The 18,338-nt window shown below is 40.7% G+C and carries 13 protein-coding genes; 8 read left to right on the top strand and 5 right to left on the bottom strand.

Annotated elements, in window-relative coordinates:
• Positions 1–104 precede the first annotated feature (104 nt).
• Genes gpmI through K2X50_04325 form a run of 3 tightly spaced genes read left to right on the top strand, consistent with a single transcriptional unit; the run spans position 105 to position 4,309 of the window.
• Positions 105–1,679, top strand: a complete 1,575-nt coding sequence (gene gpmI / locus K2X50_04335) for a 2,3-bisphosphoglycerate-independent phosphoglycerate mutase (GenBank protein MBX9586468.1) — start codon at positions 105–107, stop codon at positions 1,677–1,679.
• 8 nt (positions 1,680–1,687) lie between these two features.
• Positions 1,688–2,815 carry a peptidoglycan DD-metalloendopeptidase family protein gene (locus K2X50_04330; protein ID MBX9586467.1) on the top strand — a complete coding sequence of 376 codons (1,128 nt, stop codon included), beginning with the start codon at positions 1,688–1,690 and terminating at the stop codon, positions 2,813–2,815.
• A 60-nt stretch (positions 2,816–2,875) separates the two neighbouring features.
• Positions 2,876–4,309: a S41 family peptidase gene (locus K2X50_04325; GenBank protein MBX9586466.1), complete on the top strand. Its 1,434-nt coding sequence runs from the start codon at positions 2,876–2,878 to the stop codon at positions 4,307–4,309.
• 87 nt (positions 4,310–4,396) lie between these two features.
• Here K2X50_04325 and K2X50_04320 read toward each other — a convergent pair whose 3' ends face one another.
• Together K2X50_04320 and lgt are read right to left on the bottom strand one after the other, a co-directional pair.
• Entirely contained in the window at positions 4,397–5,191 is a 795-nt protein-coding gene (locus K2X50_04320; protein ID MBX9586465.1) for a thymidylate synthase, read from the bottom strand.
• 16 nt (positions 5,192–5,207) lie between these two features.
• Positions 5,208–6,005, bottom strand: a complete 798-nt coding sequence (lgt, locus tag K2X50_04315; protein MBX9586464.1) for a prolipoprotein diacylglyceryl transferase — start codon at positions 6,003–6,005, stop codon at positions 5,208–5,210.
• A gap of 213 nt (positions 6,006–6,218) precedes the next feature.
• Between lgt and K2X50_04310 the strand changes: the two genes are divergently transcribed.
• The gene (locus tag K2X50_04310) at positions 6,219–7,526 is read left to right on the top strand and encodes an outer membrane protein transport protein (GenBank protein ID MBX9586463.1); all 1,308 of its coding nucleotides are present in this window, start codon (positions 6,219–6,221) and stop codon (positions 7,524–7,526) included.
• Between the two features lie 75 nt (positions 7,527–7,601).
• Here K2X50_04310 and ptsP read toward each other — a convergent pair whose 3' ends face one another.
• From ptsP to glsA, 3 genes are all read right to left on the bottom strand, one after another.
• The gene (gene ptsP / locus K2X50_04305) at positions 7,602–9,872 is read right to left on the bottom strand and encodes a phosphoenolpyruvate--protein phosphotransferase (GenBank protein ID MBX9586462.1); all 2,271 of its coding nucleotides are present in this window, start codon (positions 9,870–9,872) and stop codon (positions 7,602–7,604) included.
• Positions 9,873–9,924: 52 nt separating this feature from the next.
• Positions 9,925–10,413 (bottom strand): RNA pyrophosphohydrolase, encoded by a 489-nt coding sequence (gene rppH, locus K2X50_04300; protein MBX9586461.1) that lies wholly within the window; start codon positions 10,411–10,413, stop codon positions 9,925–9,927.
• Positions 10,414–10,497: 84 nt separating this feature from the next.
• Positions 10,498–11,430, bottom strand: coding sequence for a glutaminase A (gene glsA / locus K2X50_04295; protein MBX9586460.1), 933 nt, complete (start codon positions 11,428–11,430; stop codon positions 10,498–10,500).
• A gap of 129 nt (positions 11,431–11,559) precedes the next feature.
• On the opposite strand from glsA, the gene K2X50_04290 reads away from it, so the two are divergent.
• The 4 genes from K2X50_04290 to K2X50_04275 all read left to right on the top strand — a co-directional run bounded on the left by K2X50_04290 (position 11,560) and on the right by K2X50_04275 (position 18,305).
• Entirely contained in the window at positions 11,560–13,182 is a 1,623-nt protein-coding gene (locus K2X50_04290) for a hypothetical protein (GenBank protein ID MBX9586459.1), read from the top strand.
• 161 nt (positions 13,183–13,343) lie between these two features.
• A complete protein-coding gene (locus K2X50_04285; GenBank protein MBX9586458.1) occupies positions 13,344–14,219 on the top strand; it encodes a TSUP family transporter in 876 nt (291 codons plus the stop codon).
• A 17-nt stretch (positions 14,220–14,236) separates the two neighbouring features.
• A complete protein-coding gene (locus tag K2X50_04280) occupies positions 14,237–15,232 on the top strand; it encodes a biotin--[acetyl-CoA-carboxylase] ligase (GenBank protein ID MBX9586457.1) in 996 nt (331 codons plus the stop codon).
• A gap of 226 nt (positions 15,233–15,458) precedes the next feature.
• The gene (locus K2X50_04275) at positions 15,459–18,305 is read left to right on the top strand and encodes a ribonucleoside-diphosphate reductase subunit alpha (protein ID MBX9586456.1); all 2,847 of its coding nucleotides are present in this window, start codon (positions 15,459–15,461) and stop codon (positions 18,303–18,305) included.
• Positions 18,306–18,338: the final 33 nt, after the last annotated feature.

Raw genomic sequence — 18,338 nt, 5'->3', positions numbered from 1 at the left:
TATCCATTAGCGAGATGACGGCTAAAGTCGCACCCCAACCCCGAATTGACTTTTAAGAGCCCAGCACATAACCTCAGCAGCAATTTCAACACAATCGGTAAACTATGAATCATCGACCACTAGTACTAATTATTCTCGATGGCTGGGGATACCGCGAAAACCCAGTCTACAATGCTATAGAACAAGCTAAAACACCCACGTGGCATAAACTCTGGGCTGAATACCCCCATACGCTCATCAACGCGTCAGGTTATGCGGTAGGACTACCCGAAGGGCAAATGGGAAACTCCGAAGTCGGTCACCTACACATGGGTGCAGGAAGATCCGTTCCTCAAGATCTCGTTCGAATTGACCAATCTATTCAAAACGGCTCTTTTGAAGACAACCCAGTATTTAATCAAGCTTTCGAACAAGCAAACTCCACGAACAAAACGGTACACATTCTCGGATTAGTTTCGCCGGGTGGCGTTCACAGCCATGAAAAACACATTCAAGCATTCATCGCACTTGCTGCAAAAAAAGGCGTAAAAAAACTTTGCATGCATGCAATTTTAGACGGACGTGACACACCACCGCGCTCAGCATTACCTTCACTCGCGCTCATCGACAAACAATTAAACCAATCAGGCTATCAACCGATCGCATCAATCTGCGGACGCTACTACGCGATGGATCGCGACAAAAGATGGGAACGCACTCAAACCGCTTACGCTATGTATACCTCTGGAGAAGCAGCCTGCTACGCAAACTCCCCTGCTACGGCATTAGAATTGGCATACGAACGCGATGAAAGTGATGAATTTGTAAAACCCACTTTAATTTCACCAGATTACAACAACACAAACACGCCTCCAAATTCTCAATTTCAAGCACCTATTATTCAAGATAACGACATTGTATTCTTTATGAATTTCCGCGCAGATCGCACTCGACAACTCACACGCGCTTTTATTCAACAAGACTTTGATTTTTTTCCTCGCAAAAAAAATCCGAAAATTGCAGACTTTATTTCGTTAACTCAATACGCAGAAGATTTAAAAACTCATATTGCATTTCCTCCCATCAATTTAACGAATGTTGTAGGACAATGTGTCGCTGATGCGGGATTAAAACAATTACGCATTGCAGAAACAGAAAAATATGCGCACGTCACTTTCTTTTTTAATGGGGGTCGCGAACAACCCTTTAATAATGAAGACCGTATATTAGTTCCTTCACCTAGAATTTCAACATACGACCTTCAACCTGAAATGAGCGCTCCAGAACTCACCCAAAAATTATGCGAAGCCATTAAAAGCCAACAATACGCGGCCATCATTTGCAACTTCGCCAACGCCGACATGGTAGGGCATAGCGGAAAATTAGATGCAACAATCAAAGCCATTGAGGCCATCGATAAAAGTCTTGCTCAAATAGTGGATGCATTACATTCCGTAGGCGGCGAAGCCCTCATCACCTCTGATCACGGCAATGCAGAATTCATGTTCGACGAACTCACTCAACAAGCACACACCGCACACACAACAAATCCGGTGCCTGTCATTTATGTTGGCCGCCCCTGTGAAGTGGCTACAGCAGAAGGTAACCTTGCTGATATAGGGCCGACCATGTTAATGTTACTAGGCCTGAAACTGCCAAAGGAAATGACGGCACATCCCCTGTTTAAATTGTTGGGATAAGTAATGCGATGGAAAAAATGAATCGAGTCTATAGTCTACTGTTATTATCCTTGACACTACTGTCCACCTCAGCGACAGCCAATGTCTCTACGGCTCGAACTCAACTCAATAATGTCGACCAAGCCATCACACAAACCAAACAATTTATTTCTCAGCGAAAAAACAAACTGGAAAATATTCAAAATGAATTAAAACATGCCGAAATGGCGATGAGTGAATGGCATACAAAATTGGCTAAGACAAAACAATTCCTTCAGCAATCGACTCTCACCATTCAACAACTGCAAGCACAACTGGCTCAGCTTAACCACGAACGTGAAGAACAGTTTCAAGCCCTGGGTATCCAAATCAAAGCCCAATATATGGTAGGCGAAAAACACCCCTTAAAAATTTTGTTAAATAATGAAAATCATGCGAATATTGATCGCAACAATAAATATTCTGAATTACTTGCACAACATCGCGTAACCATTTTGAAATCTCTCGAAAAAAACCAGCAATTACTTGCTCTCAAAAAAGCGGCATTACAGCAACAACAAGATGAGTTAACTCATTTACAACAGCAGCAATTCTTTGCCCACAAAAAATTACAAGATCAGTTACAGCAACGTCAACAACTGATGAGTCAAATTGGCCAAAGTATTTCCAAACAAGAAACGAATTTACGCAATTTGGAACAAAATAAAAAACAATTAAATACATTGCTAAGTCAACTTCAACAGAAAACGAGTTATTCTGGAGGGGACGTTAGCAAACATCATGCTCATTTGGCTTGGCCCGTCAAAGGCAAAGTCATTTCTGAATTTGGTCAACCCATAAAAGGCAGCCAGCTGAGAACCAATGGTATTGTAATCGGCGCAAAATACGGTAATACTGTGAAAGCTGTTGCTCCCGGTAAGGTAGTGTTCGCGGACTGGATGCCAGGTCTTGGATTTATGATTATTATCGATCACGGCCAATCTTACATGAGCATTTATGGCCACAACCAACGACTGTTAATGACTGTCGGTGATATCGTCAAAGTGGGTGATGAAATTAGTTTGGTGGGAGATAGCGGCGGTCAACCCGAACCAGGATTATATTTTGGTATACGACATCAAGGTAAACCCATCAATCCGCACGATTGGTTGACTTAACTGGTAAATTTGAGATTTCTGAACTATGTTTACTGCGACAAGGGATACAGGGAGTGTACTGTGAATTCAATTAAACGTGTTTTTTACGGATTATTGTCATTAGTAATTATTACAGGCTTGTGCATTACGAGCGCGAGTTTAGCATCTGATACTGCTACTGCACAAAATAGATCCTCTTCCTTAGAAATCCCTGTTCAAGACATTCAACGCTTCTCAACCGTTATTGCGCAAATTAAACGCTATTATATAGAAACCCCCACCGATAAAGTACTCTTCAACAATGCAATCCGCGGCATGCTTTTGAGCCTCGACCCTCATTCTTCTTTTCTTGATGAAGATGATCTTAAAGATTTGCAAACTGTTACAACCGGAGAATTTGGCGGCATTGGAATCGAAATCATCCCAGAAAATGGTTATATTAAAGTGATCAGCCCTTTGGATGATACCCCCGCATTTAAATCGGGAATTAAAGCAGGTGACTTGATCATTCGAATTAATGATAAAATTATTCGTAAAATGACAGTGCGAGATGCAATCAACATGATTCGTGGTAAACGCGGCACATTCGTCGACTTAACTATCCTGAGAAAAAATGAAAAGAAACCATTACATTTTAAAGTGATGCGTGATGTTGTTAAAGTGGCTTCTGTTAAAAGTAAAATGCTGGAACCAGGATATGGTTATGCGCGGATTGTATTTTTCCAAGCTCCTGCTGCGGACGATTTGAAAAACGCAATTCTCAAATTACAAACAGAAGCGAAAGGAAAGCTCAACGGCCTCGTACTCGATTTACGCAATAATCCCGGTGGATTATTAGACTCTGCAATACATATTTCTGATTTATTCTTGGATGCACCTAGATTAAAACGAGATGGTTTGATTGTTTACACTAAAGGTCGTATCCCAGGTACTGACATACACGCAAAAGCAACACCCGGAGATTTGATCGAAGGTGTGCCTATGGTTGTATTAATTAATAATGGTTCTGCATCTGCTTCTGAAATTGTTGCTGGTGCACTGCAAGATTACAAACGCGCTATTGTTATGGGAACCCGAAGTTTTGGTAAAGGTTCTGTTCAAACAATTATTCCTATCGATCGCACGAGTGGAATTAAATTAACCACAGCGCTTTACTACACACCTGCAGGTCGATCTATTCAGGCGACCGGTATTGTTCCTGATATTATTGTCAATGATCTCAAAGTGAATAGGGATACCGAAGATAAATTAGTGGATGACGTTGATGAAAAAGATTTATCAGGTCATTTAGGTAACCCCAAAGATAAAGAGTCTGAAAAAGCACCGAAGGATAAAGATATGGTTACACCAACAGACGAACAGTCGGCAGCACCAGTTAATCCCCTTGTTTATGAAGATTATCAACTCTTTGAAGCTTTAAATATGTTGAAAGGCGTTCATGCTGAACGAGATCTGGGTGATCTTCAACCAGTTGCTTCTAAACCAAAGCCTAGTGCTTTAGCTGAGAAAAAATAGACTAGGAGAGGGGTCAGATCTAATATAACTGCTTTTACATATTTGCTAGGTAAATGTATTGATATTAGATCTGACCCCTTTCCTTTTTTACACTGCAACAGGCGCTTTAATCGCAGGATGATGTCGATAATCTACAATTTCAAAATCTTCAAATTGATAATCAAACAATGAATCAGGCTTTCGAAGAATTTTTAACTTGGGCAGTGCCATAGGCTTTCGTGATAATTGCTGTGTCACTTGATCCATGTGATTGGAATAAATATGACAATCTCCCCCGCTCCAAATAAATTCTCCTACTTCTAAATTACATTGTTGCGCAATCATATGTGTCAATAATGAATATGAAGCGATATTAAATGGGACACCTAAAAATGCATCTGCTGAGCGTTGCGTCAACTTACATGACAAACGACCTTTAGCAACATAAAATTGAAACAATAAATGACAGGGTGGTAAAGCCATGTTATTTACCTCACCCGCATTCCAAGCGCTTACAATTAATCGACGTGAATCAGGTTCGGTTTTAATGGTGTCTACAAGTTGTTGCATTTGATCAATTACTGTGCCGTCTTTTGATACCCAATGACGCCATTGTTTTCCATACACAGGCCCGAGCTCACCGTATTGATCAGCCCATTCATTCCAAATTGTCACACCATGTTCATTCAGATATTGAATATTGGTATCGCCACGAAGAATCCACAACAACTCGTATATGACGCTTTTCAAATGAACTTTTTTTGTTGTGAGCAAAGGAAATCCTTGTGAGAGATCAAAACGCATATCGTAACCAAAAATACTCAACGTGCCTGTTTTTGTACGATCTTCTTTTTTAATTCCGCGCATTAAAATTTCTTGCAAAAAATTCAAATATTGTTGCATACCCCTTACTCCTTAATTAGCTTGCTTTACTTGAGTTTTTCTTACCACGATAAGAATTCCAGAGCAAAAATCCACCTACTGCTATCATCGGAAAGCAAAGCAATTGCCCCATCGTTAACCAGCCAAATGCTAAAATTCCAATTTCAACGTCAGGTTCCCGTACAAATTCAATGAGAAAACGAAAGACACCATACGCTAATAAAAATAATCCGGTCACTGCCAAAGGTGGACGTTTTCGAGCAGAAAAAGTCCAAATCAAAATAAATAAGACAACGCCTTCCAAAAGAAATTCATACAATTGTGATGGATGCCGCGGCAAATTATCAGCATGCGGAAAAACCATCGCCCAAGGAACATTGGTGACACGTCCCCACAATTCACCATTAATAAAATTCCCAATTCGGCCCATTCCTAGACCCACCGGAACCAGCGGAACTACAAAATCGGCTATCTCGGCAAATGATTTTTTAGTTTTAAACATAAAAATCAAAACGCCAACCAGCACTCCCAGCAAACCACCATGAAATGACATGCCACCGTGCCATGTTTGTAAAATTTCTGTGGGCTTAGTGATCAGAAATAGTGGATTATAAAAAACGAAGTAGCCTAATCGCCCCCCAATTACCACACCTAAAACCATGTAGAACATGAGGTCAGTGACTTGTTCTCTTGTCCAACCACCCTTCATGTAGGCGCGATACTGTCCTAAAAGCCAAGCACCTGCAAATCCGATCAAATACATGATGCCATACCAAAAAACTTTGACGGGCCCAATTTGCAAAGCAACCGGATTAATGTCGGGATACTGTATCATAATAAAATCCATTCAAGTTGATACACGACTATACCAGCCATTCTATGCGTTGTGTAGATGGGGAGTCAGGACTTTATCTCTAGCATTTTTTCTTATTTAATCAATTAATTTTGCTGTGAAACTATAGGCGCGACGCCGCCATTCCCATTTTATTATTCTCTTGGTACAATGCACTTTTGGAGTCTTCTTAAACCTAAGGATGAGGTACTACTTATGCTATCTAAACATAAGCACTTGATTAAATTCGCTGCTCTCCCTACTATTTTCTTATCATCTTATGCATTTGCCAGTGGTATTCAGTTAGATACCAGCTATTCATCTGCTGGATATGCTTGGGCAGGTCGTGCTGCATTGCATGATGATGCTAGTACTGGCTATTATAATCCGGCGATATATTCTACTTTCTGTCATCCTCAGATTGGTTTAGCACCGCTTTTTGCTTATGTGAATCCTGACGTAAAAATGCTCAACGCACAAATCGATGCCTCCGCTATTGGACGAGGGATTATTCCTACAGTGGGTAATGACAGAGCCAGTATTGGTGGATGGAATATTCTCGCAGGGCTACATGCCGCTCTTCCATTACCATATCATTTTAGTCTCGGACTTAACGTAGCTACGCCTTGGGGTTTATCATTTGAGTATCCTCGCTCATCAAAATCACGTTATTTTGCACAAGAAGGCGCTCTAAAAGTTGTAGACATCGATCCAGGTATCTCATTTGAAGCGTTTAGAGGATTTTCTATTGGTGCAGGCCTTGATGCGATTTACACTCATTTCTCAAGCAAGCTTGCTATTCCGAAATTTACTCCCGCACCCGCTAACGATACCTATGTTACCAACAAAAATGGCGATAAATGGTCTTACGGTTGGAACGCGGGGCTACTCTACAGAGCACCAACACGCACCGAAATTGGTGTGGGTTACCATTCTAAAGTATCCACCACAACAAGCGGTACAAGTTCTGCAATCGACGGAGCCTCTAGACTCGAATTTGATGGTCGAGCTTATACAAAGTTCGTTTATCCTGAATTTTTCAACGTCAGTGTTACTCAAGCTCTCTCCCCTTGCTGGACTTTCTTGGCAGATATTCGTTACACGAATTGGAGTAGTGTGGATAAAAACGTCATTAAATTTAGCGGTGATGTCGCTACCGAAGTACCTACTATCATTTTACCACTCGACTGGAAAGACTCTTTCAACTTTGCAGTCGGCGTTGCTTACAAACCCACTGAACAGTGGAAATTGAAAGCGGGTTTTGGCTATGACGAAACACCAATACCTTCAGATGATAAACGCCCCTTCCTCATCCCAGATAACAACCGTTATGTTATCGGATTAGGCGCTCAATATTATATTAATCCGTGCTTACACTGGGATGCGGGTTATACGATGAAAATAGTTGCAAGAAGCCATATGAATGGCAAACTCACATCAGGGCCCATAGTTATTACGTCTGATGCGTACGCGTCCACTTTAATTAGTGAATTCTCATTTGCATTAACCTGGGATATCGCTTAAAAAAAGGGTCAGGCATGCATCTATGCATTTAACCTCGTTAGATGCATAGATGCTAAAAATGCATGACTGACCCCATCATCTACCCGCACGTATTAATCCACCAAGCCCTGCATCTTCTAATGCTAATTCCATGTGACCACGAATTTCAATAGGATCGTCCATCGCCAAAACTTCTTCCAGTAATTTACGCGCTTTACTCATCGTAAACGTTCGAATAACCCATTTAACTCTCGGTAAACGAGCTGCACTCAAACTCAACGCATCAAATCCCATTGCGATTAATATGGGAACAGCAATCGGATCACCCGATAATTCTCCACACAAACTTACTCGTTTACCTTCTTTATGCACATTACTCACAACATACATCATCGCGTGCAAAACAGCAGGATGTAATGGATCATAAAGACCCGCAACTCGCGCATTACTTCGATCAACGGCTAAAATATATTGTGTTAAATCGTTACTACCAATTGAAACAAAATCAACTCGCTTTGCAATTTCACGTGATAAATAAACTGCGGACGGTACTTCTATCATCACGCCAAATGCGGGCATTGTGACATTTTCACCCTCATCACATAACTCTTCATGGGCTTGCACAAAAAGCCGACGCGCCTCTTCCACTTCTGCAATAGTACTCACCATCGGTAACATCACTTGCAAATTATCAAACCCTTGATTCGCTCTCATCATCGCACGAATTTGTACTAGAAAAATATCCGGATGATCTAACGTAATTCTAATTCCGCGCCAACCTAAAAATGGATTTTTTTCTTCAATTGGAAAATACGGCAATGGTTTATCACCACCGACATCCAATGTGCGCATCATCACTGCACGTGGTGAAAATGCTTTTAATAATTGGCGATAAATAATACGTTGCTCTTCTTCTGTTGGAAATCTATCGCGCGCCATAAAAGGAACTTCGGTACGATGCAATCCCACACCTTCAGCACCAACACTCAGCGAACGTCCAACATCAGACATTAATCCGGTATTTACGTATAAAGAAGTGACATAACCATCCAGTGTTTCTGCGGGTAAATCTCTTAATTCTTCGAGTTCAGAATCTAATTGTTTTTCTTCACGAGATAAACGTTCAAATTCTTCGGTAACTGTCGCAGATGGATTTACATAAACTTGACCATAATAGCCATCAATAATAATTTGACACTCGTCACATTTTGCAACGGGCATACCCGTCACACCCATTACAACAGGAATTCCCATTGCCCGCGCTAAAATAGCCACATGCGAATTACTAGAACCTTTAATAGAGACCACACCTACGAGTCGATCTTCAGGAACTTCAGCCAAAACTGATGGCGTAACTTCTTCACCAATTAATATTGTTCGCTCTGGAAATTGAATGGTCTTTTTTTCTTGCGCTTGGAGATGAAATAAAATTCGTTGACCTAAATCTCGAAAATCTGTTGCACGTTCTCTTAAATAGGAATCATCCATCTCTTCGAATGTGTTCACATATTGAGTGATGACATTCTTCAATGCACCTTGAGCCCAAACTCCGGATTGAATAACATTTTTAATTTTTGTAATAAAAGAATTGCTTTCGAGGACGTGTAAATAAGCTTCAAATAATCCGAGTTCTTCATCCGGTAAACTGCTACCCATCATTTCGTGTAGTCGTGAAATTTCTTTGATCGCTTCAGCAAAAGCATGATCTAACAATTGTTCTTCTTCCGCGATATTTTCTGCGACACGTTCAGGCACTGCATCGAGATCTGTCAGAGGGAAAACAGCAACAGCCGTTCCAATTCCAACGCCAGGTGCACTTGGTAATCCGGAATATGTCGCTTCACGTAAAATACTCGAAGGTGCAACGTCAGTTTCCCACAACGTTCCCATCACTTGCGCGTGAGCAATAATTCCCGACAATTGAGCACATAACGTAATTAAAAAAGATTCTTCAGATTCATCAAATTGGGTAGGATCTTCTTGTTGTACCGTTAAAACTCCCATTAATTCACGACTATGAGTGAGTGGCACACCAAGAAATGCGGGGAATTTTTCTTCACCAGAATCAGGAATGACATGAAAATTGGGATGTTCAGGAGCTCGATCTAAATTGATAGGCTCTCCTCGCTCACCCACTAATCCAACTAATCCTTCACCATATTTAATTCGTGTTTTGAAAATCAGCTCGGGGTTGAGGCCTTCTGTTGCCGCTAAGACATAGTCTCCTCTTTCCGGATCGACAATAAAAATACTGCAGGCATCCGCTGAGGTATTTTCTTTCACTAAACGTACGACAATACTTAAGGCTTCACCAATATCTTTGGTGGCATTAACCTTTTGTACTATGCGTCGTAACGCTTTGAGCATCGCACTGTTTACTCCTACATTGCATCAATAATCTACTGCGAAGCACAATTATTTATGCGATATCCAGTTTAAATAATTGAGGCTCAAATTCTTTGAGCATTTCTCGATATACTTGGCGTTTAAATAAAATAATTTGTTTTGCAGGATACCAATAATCAACCCACTGCCACGATACAAATTCCGGTTTTGCAGTAGCGTCTAATTGTATAGCAGAATCATCGCTTATTAAACGCAGTAAAAACCATCGCTGTTTTTGACCAATACACAACGGCTGCATATGATAGCGCCTAAAACGTTTCGGCAAATAATACGTGTACCACTCTTTGCTAACCGCAACAATTTTGACATCAGTAGGTTTTAATCCCACTTCTTCATATAGTTCACGGAACATCGCTTCTTCGGCATTTTCGTTTTCGTTAATTCCGCCTTGCGGAAATTGCCATCCTCCCATCCGACCGAATCGTTTGCCCCATAACAGCTTACCTTCGGAATTGGATACGACGATACCAACATTGAGTCTGAAACCATCTGCATCTATCATGAACGCCACTCTTCCCTATACATAAAAAACTGGTTTTATTGTTTCATAAAGATCGGATTGAATCCAGCCTTAGTGCCTTTAATTTTAACAAGCGAAATGCCAGCCCATAGTTTTAGAAAGATGCTCCAACATAATAGCCCCTCGAATGCTGGTTCCTTTTTGATTGACACGTGGGCTCACAACAGCAATTCCCGCATGCCCCATCGCAGAAGCAAGAATATAACCAGATACTCCGCTTTTTGCAGGCATTCCAACTTTAACCATGTAGCTACCTGTCTCGTTATACAGACCGCAGGTTGACATCACAGCAATAACCGTTCGAGTCGTTTCTTTTGAAATCAGTTGTTCGCCTTTCTCATTCTGACCGCCATTGGCAAGCAACATAGGCAAATGACTTGCTTGAACTGCGGTAGCCTCATAAGAACATAATGCAAAATACGCATCTAAATCTTGATTCACTTCGCCTGGAAGCAAACCACGGCTTTTCAATAAATAGGCTAATGCCCGATTACGATCTCCAGTACGACGTTCAGAAGCATAGACCTTATGATCCAAAATCAAATGGGTTCCGAATAGTCGTTCCATCCAACCATCCAGCCACGCTAATTTTTGTTCTGCATTTCCAGGTATATGTGCGCTGAGTGAAATTGCACCGGAATTTAACATAGGATTTGCAGGCAAAGGCCCGTAAAGATCCAAACGAGAAATATTATCAAAATCACCGCCTGATGGTTCTACTTGAGTCCACTGAAGAATTTGATCAAGGCCGTATTCTTCGACTAAACCAATTAATACCACTAATTTCGCAGTACTTTGTAAAGTCACTTTGATATCGGGATTATCGCCAGCAAATAGTTGAGTACCATCTAAAAGACGGACAGCTATCGCTGTGACATCAACGGGCACTGAGGCTAGCTCAGGAATATAATTCGCTGCTGCACCCTCATTATTTTGTCGGGCTAACTCTACGGCTTCCTCGATTACCCCTTGAAGCTTTTGTACATCTATCGTTGTCATGAGACCTCCCCTATTATAGTAGCCTAAACCAGGTATTATGCCTAATTACCGCCCTTTAAGCTAGCATTCATAACAGTTTCGAAGTCTCTGCTATACTTAGCGTAAGTTTAGTTAACAAGGTAGTACGCTATGATTAAGAGTCAGGAATTTAATCCTTTTAACATCTTGCCCCGCCAATTGATGTTGCTGATTATGTTACAAACATTTGCTGAAGAGGGGCATGGCTCATTAGAAATTATTTTGGATTATCAAAAAGCCAATAAAGATTTCACTGCTATTTTGTCAGACGAATCAAATTTAAAATATATTTTTGATTCCTTACCTCAAGAATTTAATATCGCTATGTATCCAAGCTTGCGGCGACGCATGATAACCACGGAAGAAGGGCGTTATCGTGCAGGGCTAGCATTGTTATTTTTGAAGTATCTTTATGAACACGTGAAACCATTTCCTAACGATGATTTTCTCATTAATCATTATAACGATTATCATACATCGCTGAAGTATCTGGAAGAGTACTTCGTTGATTACCCCATGCCTATGTACATCTGTGGTTTTGTGTCATTTTACATATCAAAACGCCTATTGACACTAAATCCTTTAGATAAAGATCTTCTAGAAAAAGGAGCTAAAATATACAATATTTCTACTAACTGTATTATTCGAGCTGACGAACTAGAACATCCCTTAGCAAAAATATTTTACGCCGATATGAATTCACAGCTTCAACGGGTGAACGTCAGGATCGAAGATTTTAATAAAGAAAATCCTCATCCGAATATGTTAATGAACTTATCTGATTTGATCAAAATATTAAATGAAAAATTATCAATCGATATCTCAAAATTTGATGACGAAACACAAACATTACTCTTTGTAACATGGCGAAAACTAGCATTAGAAAATTATTATCATGCCTGTGATCTTTTTGCATTCTCATACCAAAATAACAAACTGATTCAACTGACAGAATATTTTTACCATTGCTATCAAATAAATCATTTCCATAGACATACGTTGGCCTTCAACCCACTCTTTGTGCATATTGAGAATAAAGAAAACCTTCTATTTCTACTAGAGAAATTCTCGATTGATTCATTGGTAGATCTTCATCAAAGTTTCCGCGTGAACCACCCACATCCGGATTCAATTTTGCTAACAACTATATTGACCATGAATAAAAGTGAATTAAATGAATTCAGATTACTAATAAGTGATATTTTAACTTTGCCTCAAAAAGAAAATTCGGGCTGGAGATTTTGCTTTCATGAAGCTTATCGTAATGCTATTGATGAGGGCACACTAAAAACTGTATCTCCTCGTCAGATGAAAATGGTACTGCACTATTTTATTCTGGTGAATCATTACGATCAAATTGAGTCTATTCTTGAAAGAGATGCAAGCATACCAAACTGCGTCTTTCATTGTAGAAGTAATCAAGTTCATGACATCGCCTTGGCTGTTTTTAAGCAAATTATCGATTTTACAAGATCCCATTCTTTTACACAGTTGTATCAAAAAGAAATGATATTGAAAGTGATTTATCAAGATTGCATTTTTCTATCAACTTTAAAACTGACTGAACAATCAGAGTTCACAAAAATTGCCTCTATCCTTGTCGATACTTTTGCGCAAATGATAATTCCTCAATTGCCAGATCAAGAAGACTTGAAAGTCTATGATTATATCTTTAACAATAAAGCACTGTTCCGTGAATTTACTGAGGTTATTCACCAAAAACTCAGTGCATAAAGGAGCGACACCTTTATCCTAAATTCTGCAGTCGGTATCGTAGCGAGATGTTCTAAGGTGCTGAATCTAGAATATTGAGCCCTTTCCTCTGAAAAACCCCTTTACAACCCCCCTAAGACCTTATATAATATCATGCATTATTAACAACTTTTTAGTAAATCATGGTATTATTCATCAAGATATTGATCACTGTCTTCTGCGTTTACGCAGCAGGTCGGCTATTCCTATTGGCCTGGCAAGAACGATTACACACCAAACCTTTAGCCCTCATGGAAAAGATCAAGTTGGGAATCACCGGTTTTGTCGCCAATGTGGCCGACACCGTTGGAATGGGCAGTTTTGCCGTGATAGTTGCCTTCGACAAGTACTGGAACCTCATGGAAGATGAGAAGCTTCCTGGAACCCTGAATGCTCATAGTGTCTTGCCAGGCTTATGCCAATCACTCTTCTTTCTGCAAGCCGTACCTGTTGAAATAACAACCCTCCTGTCCCTGATCGTAGCAGCCAGTGTTGGCGGCTTCTTCGGGGGATTTTTTGTATCCAAGCTCGACAAGGATCGCCTGCGATTTCTGATGTTTTTAGGCTATGCGGGGATTGCTATCCTTATTATAGCCAGCAAACTAGGGCTGCTTCCGATCGGGGGCGAATTGATGTCTCTGCATGGCATTTGGCTGGTTGCGGGTATTGTTGGTATGCTACTTACAGGCACCCTGCCAGCGATTGGTGTTGGCTCCTACGCCCCTACTCTTGTTATTCTCTTTTTGCTCGGCATGAGCCCACTTGCGGCTTTCCCTATCATGACCGCTTCAGGCGCCATACTACAATCAACAGCGGCCCTTGTTTTCATCGCACGAAAGCAAGTTGCCGTTAAAGCCTCTCTTATCTTGTCATTGACAGGCGTGCTCGGTGTTCTGGTCGCCGCTCCGATGATCACCTATATCAACTCGGATAGTTTGCGTTGGTTATTGTTAGCCATTGTCCTGTACAACGTTCATAGGCTTTGGAAATCTTCTGTGCGACGCGCAGTTCCGGCATAAGAAAAAGATAAGAGGTCATGAAAGACAGCAGCACAAATTTAAAAAAACTGACAGACATCTTAAGCGATTGTCAGTTTCACGATGGCGACTCTCTAGGAGAACGTCTTGGGGTGACGCGCGCAGCTATTTGGAAAATGACAGAGAAACTCTGTAATTATCAAGTTCCTATCACCTCTGTAAAAGGTAAAGGATACACTTTAAGTGAACCTTTAATTTTACTCGATGAAAAAACAATTAAAAATTTTTTGGACCCCGCGATACACAAACAAATTGATTTATCCGTTTTAGAATCCGTTAGTTCAACCATTACTTATTTAAAACAAAATTTTACTCAACAAAAAAATTCCATTTGTATTGCTGAACACCAATCAGAAGGAATAGGTCGACTAGGGCGAGTGTGGACTTCACCATTTGGACTGAATCTTTATTTTTCTTGTCGATATCAATTTCACTGTGATGTTGCCGAATTATCTGGCTTAAGCCTAGCAACGAGTATTGCGGTATTGAAAACCCTGCAAAAATTTGGCATTTCTCCCGAAATAAAATGGCCCAATGATATTTTTTGCCATGACAAAAAATGTGCGGGTTGTCACATTGAACTCATCGCAGAATCCAATGGTACATGTCATGCGATAATCAGCGTTGGTATTAATGTAAATATGATTCGATTTCCTACGCAGATCACCCAACCCTGGACTTCACTTGCTCTTGAAACCAACGAACGATTTGATCGCAATCACATTGCTGCCGAATTAATTCAGCAACTTTTCACTACACTAGAAAAATTCTCGTCAGATGGCTTACCGGCGTTTAAAGAATTTTACCGTCAACATGATTACCTACATGACCAATGGATTACTGTTCAGCAACACAGCAGTCGCTTTGAGGGCAAAGCGGTTGGGATAGACGATTTGGGTCGACTATTGTTACAAATGAAGCCCGGAAACATCGTTACCATATCGTCCGGGGACGCTACACTTAAGAAAACGATTCTCTCTTCCAAGTCACTCTGACGAAAGAACAATGACTTAGCTGAGCATATACCGAATTCTCACAAGGCGACGTTTTTTTTCCCGAACATATGATCTTGTTTTCCATTACAAAACACACTATCTTGTGTCCTATCTGAATGAAACACCTATATATTGGGGTACAGCCTTATCCGCTTAACTATACATAGTGGGTGTTCATCAATCAGCCCGAGCCCAGTCATCGAACACATAAAGGAGCAATTTTTTCATGACATCTGCCTCTCAAATGCCTTTTACCGATGCGAGTGAACGCCTCGGCGCCAACAATACAATAAATGCTATCCAGGCGGACGTTTTGGCGCCCGGTCAACTTCGAGTCATTAAACGCGACAATACTTTAGCCGCGTACGACGAAAGTAAAATTGCTAACGCTATTACTCGTGCATTTAATAGTCTTGCAGATGAAGGTCTTGCTCGAGATCCTGATACCGTGACCGAAATAGTTAATCGCCTCGTCCAAGATGTTACTGCTAAATTTCACCGAAGCTGGCCTGCAGGTGGCACCATTCATATTGAAGATATTCAGGAACGCGTAGAATACGCACTGATGAAATCGGAAGAACATCAAGTTTTTCGTCGCTACGTATTATACCGCGATGATCGTCGTCAAAAACGCGAAGAAGCCGCAACAAAAGCTAAACAAACTACCCATACTCTTAATATTAAACATCTCGACGGAACCATCAAACCTCTAGACGAATCTTGGTTACATGCACAAATCGTTGCTGCATGCAAAAGTTTATCCGACGTTAATCCAGACGTCATTCTTAAGCAAACCTTACGAAATTTATTTGATGGCGCCACAATTAACGATGTTTACAAAACAGCGACACTCAGCGCACGTGCACTTTACGAACGCGAACCCAATTACGGATTTACTGCAGCACGATTATTACAAAATGATTTACGTCAGGAAGTTCTCACTTTTCTCGGCTTAAATTCTAACTGGTCACAAGCAGAACTGAATAAAAATTACGGCGATGTTTTTATTAAGTATATAGAACGTGGCATCGAGCTAGGAACGCTGGATCCTAAACTAACATCCTTCAATTTAGAAAAGTTAGGAAACGCAATTCAAGGCGAACGCGATGATAAATTCACGTATTTAGGCCTTCAAACTTTGTATGATCGTTATTTCTTACACAGCAAAGGTATTCATTACGAATTAGCTCAAACTTTTTTCATGCGAGTTGCGATGGGTCTTGCCATTGCCGAAAAGAAAAACAAAACGCAACATGCGATCGATTTTTACAATTTACTGTCTACTTTCGACTATATGTCTTCAACACCTACACTTTTTAATGCAGGCACTTTGCGACCACAATTATCCAGTTGCTTTTTAACAACGATTCCTGATGATTTGGAAGGTATTTACGGCGCTATACGTGATAACGCATTGCTCTCTAAATTTGCGGGCGGAATAGGAAACGATTGGACTCCAGTACGCGGCATTGGTGCTCATATCAAAGGTACTAACGGTAAATCGCAAGGCGTAGTGCCTTTCATGAATGTGGCCGATGCAACTGCCATCGCAGTGAATCAAGGTGGAAAACGTAAAGGCGCAGTGTGCGGTTATCTTGAAGCGTGGCACATGGATTTTGAAGAATTTCTTGAGCTACGAAAAAACACGGGTGACGATAGACGTCGAACTCACGACATGAACACCGCCGCATGGGTTCCGGATTTATTAATGAAACGTGTTTTTGAAAATAAAGAATGGACTTTATTTTCACCCGAAGAAGTTCCTAATCTTCACGACAGCTATGGTTTAGAATTTGAAAAATTATATGTTCAATACGAACAAAAAGCGGAACGCGGAGAAATTCGAAGTCACAAAATTGCAGCACAATCACTTTGGCGTAAAATGTTAGGCATGCTTTACGAAACGGGGCATCCGTGGGTTACATTTAAAGATGCGTGCAATTTACGGTCACCGCAACAGCATGCGGGCGTAATTCACAGCTCTAATTTGTGCACAGAAATTACATTGAATACCAATAAAGACGAAATTGCCGTGTGTAATTTAGGCAGTATTAATTTAGCAAATCACATCACTGAAAAAGGTTTGGATCAGGAAAAATTGGCCCAAACAGTTAAAACAGCCGTGCGAATGTTAGATAACGTCATCGATATTAATTTTTATACGGTTCCACAAGCACGTCGCTCTAATTTACAACATCGTCCAGTGGGTCTTGGGATTATGGGATTTCAAGATGCGTTATATGCTCAACGAATTCCTTACACCTCAGACGAAGCTGTGAATTTTGCAGACCGATCTATGGAAGCTATTAGTTATTACGCCATCAGTGCATCCAGCGAATTGGCTGAAGAACGGGGCACATACGCAAGTTACGAAGGATCTTTATGGAGTAAAGGCATTCTACCACTTGATTCAATTGCACTCTTGCATGAAGCCCGCGGTGAATACCTGGAACAAAACACGGACAGCACACTAGATTGGGATAAACTGCGCACACGAGTAGCCACCAAAGGAATGCGCAATTCAAATGTGATGGCGATTGCTCCCACAGCAACCATTTCAAACATCTGTGGTGTAAGCCAATCTATAGAACCTACCTATCAAAATTTATTCGTAAAATCGAATATGTCAGGAGAGTTCACTGTCATTAATCCACATTTAGTACGAGATCTAAAAGCGCTTAATATGTGGGATGATTTAATGATCAACGATTTAAAATATTACGACGGCAGTTTGAAATCAATCAAACGTATTCCTGAAGAATTGAAAAAACTCTACCTAACAGCCTTCGAAATTGAACCTCGTTGGTTAGTAGAAGCAGGATCTCGTCGTCAGAAATGGATTGATCAAGCACAATCGTTAAATCTTTATATGGCAGAACCGTCTGGCAAAAAATTGGACGTGTTATATCGCATGGCATGGATACGTGGATTAAAAACAACGTATTATTTGCGAAGCCTTGGTGCAACGAACGCAGAGAAATCAACCATCACTGATGGTGCGCTTAATGCTGTAAAAGTCGATGCGCCCAAAGCTTGTTCAATCGATGATCCTGGTTGCGAATCTTGCCAATAGCTTTTAAAAAACAAACTGAAACAAGGAGTACCT

This window comes from Gammaproteobacteria bacterium (assembly GCA_019748175.1).
Taxonomy (GTDB): domain Bacteria; phylum Pseudomonadota; class Gammaproteobacteria; order JAIEPX01; family JAIEPX01; genus JAIEPX01.
Note: the sequence above shows the minus strand (reverse complement) of the source record. Positions and strands in the feature narration are given on the sequence as shown.

Coding starts and splice junctions, on each gene's coding strand:
- K2X50_04290 (MBX9586459.1), top strand. CDS start 11,560: ATGATTAAGAGTCAGGAATTTAATCCTTTTAACATCTTGCCCCGCCAA.
- K2X50_04275 (MBX9586456.1), top strand. CDS start 15,459: ATGACATCTGCCTCTCAAATGCCTTTTACCGATGCGAGTGAACGCCTC.
- K2X50_04310 (MBX9586463.1), top strand. CDS start 6,219: ATGCTATCTAAACATAAGCACTTGATTAAATTCGCTGCTCTCCCTACT.
- rppH (MBX9586461.1), bottom strand. CDS start 10,413: ATGATAGATGCAGATGGTTTCAGACTCAATGTTGGTATCGTCGTATCC.
- K2X50_04330 (MBX9586467.1), top strand. CDS start 1,688: ATGGAAAAAATGAATCGAGTCTATAGTCTACTGTTATTATCCTTGACA.
- gpmI (MBX9586468.1), top strand. CDS start 105: ATGAATCATCGACCACTAGTACTAATTATTCTCGATGGCTGGGGATAC.
- K2X50_04285 (MBX9586458.1), top strand. CDS start 13,344: ATGGTATTATTCATCAAGATATTGATCACTGTCTTCTGCGTTTACGCA.
- K2X50_04280 (MBX9586457.1), top strand. CDS start 14,237: ATGAAAGACAGCAGCACAAATTTAAAAAAACTGACAGACATCTTAAGC.
- lgt (MBX9586464.1), bottom strand. CDS start 6,005: ATGATACAGTATCCCGACATTAATCCGGTTGCTTTGCAAATTGGGCCC.
- ptsP (MBX9586462.1), bottom strand. CDS start 9,872: ATGCTCAAAGCGTTACGACGCATAGTACAAAAGGTTAATGCCACCAAA.
- K2X50_04320 (MBX9586465.1), bottom strand. CDS start 5,191: ATGCAACAATATTTGAATTTTTTGCAAGAAATTTTAATGCGCGGAATT.
- glsA (MBX9586460.1), bottom strand. CDS start 11,430: ATGACAACGATAGATGTACAAAAGCTTCAAGGGGTAATCGAGGAAGCC.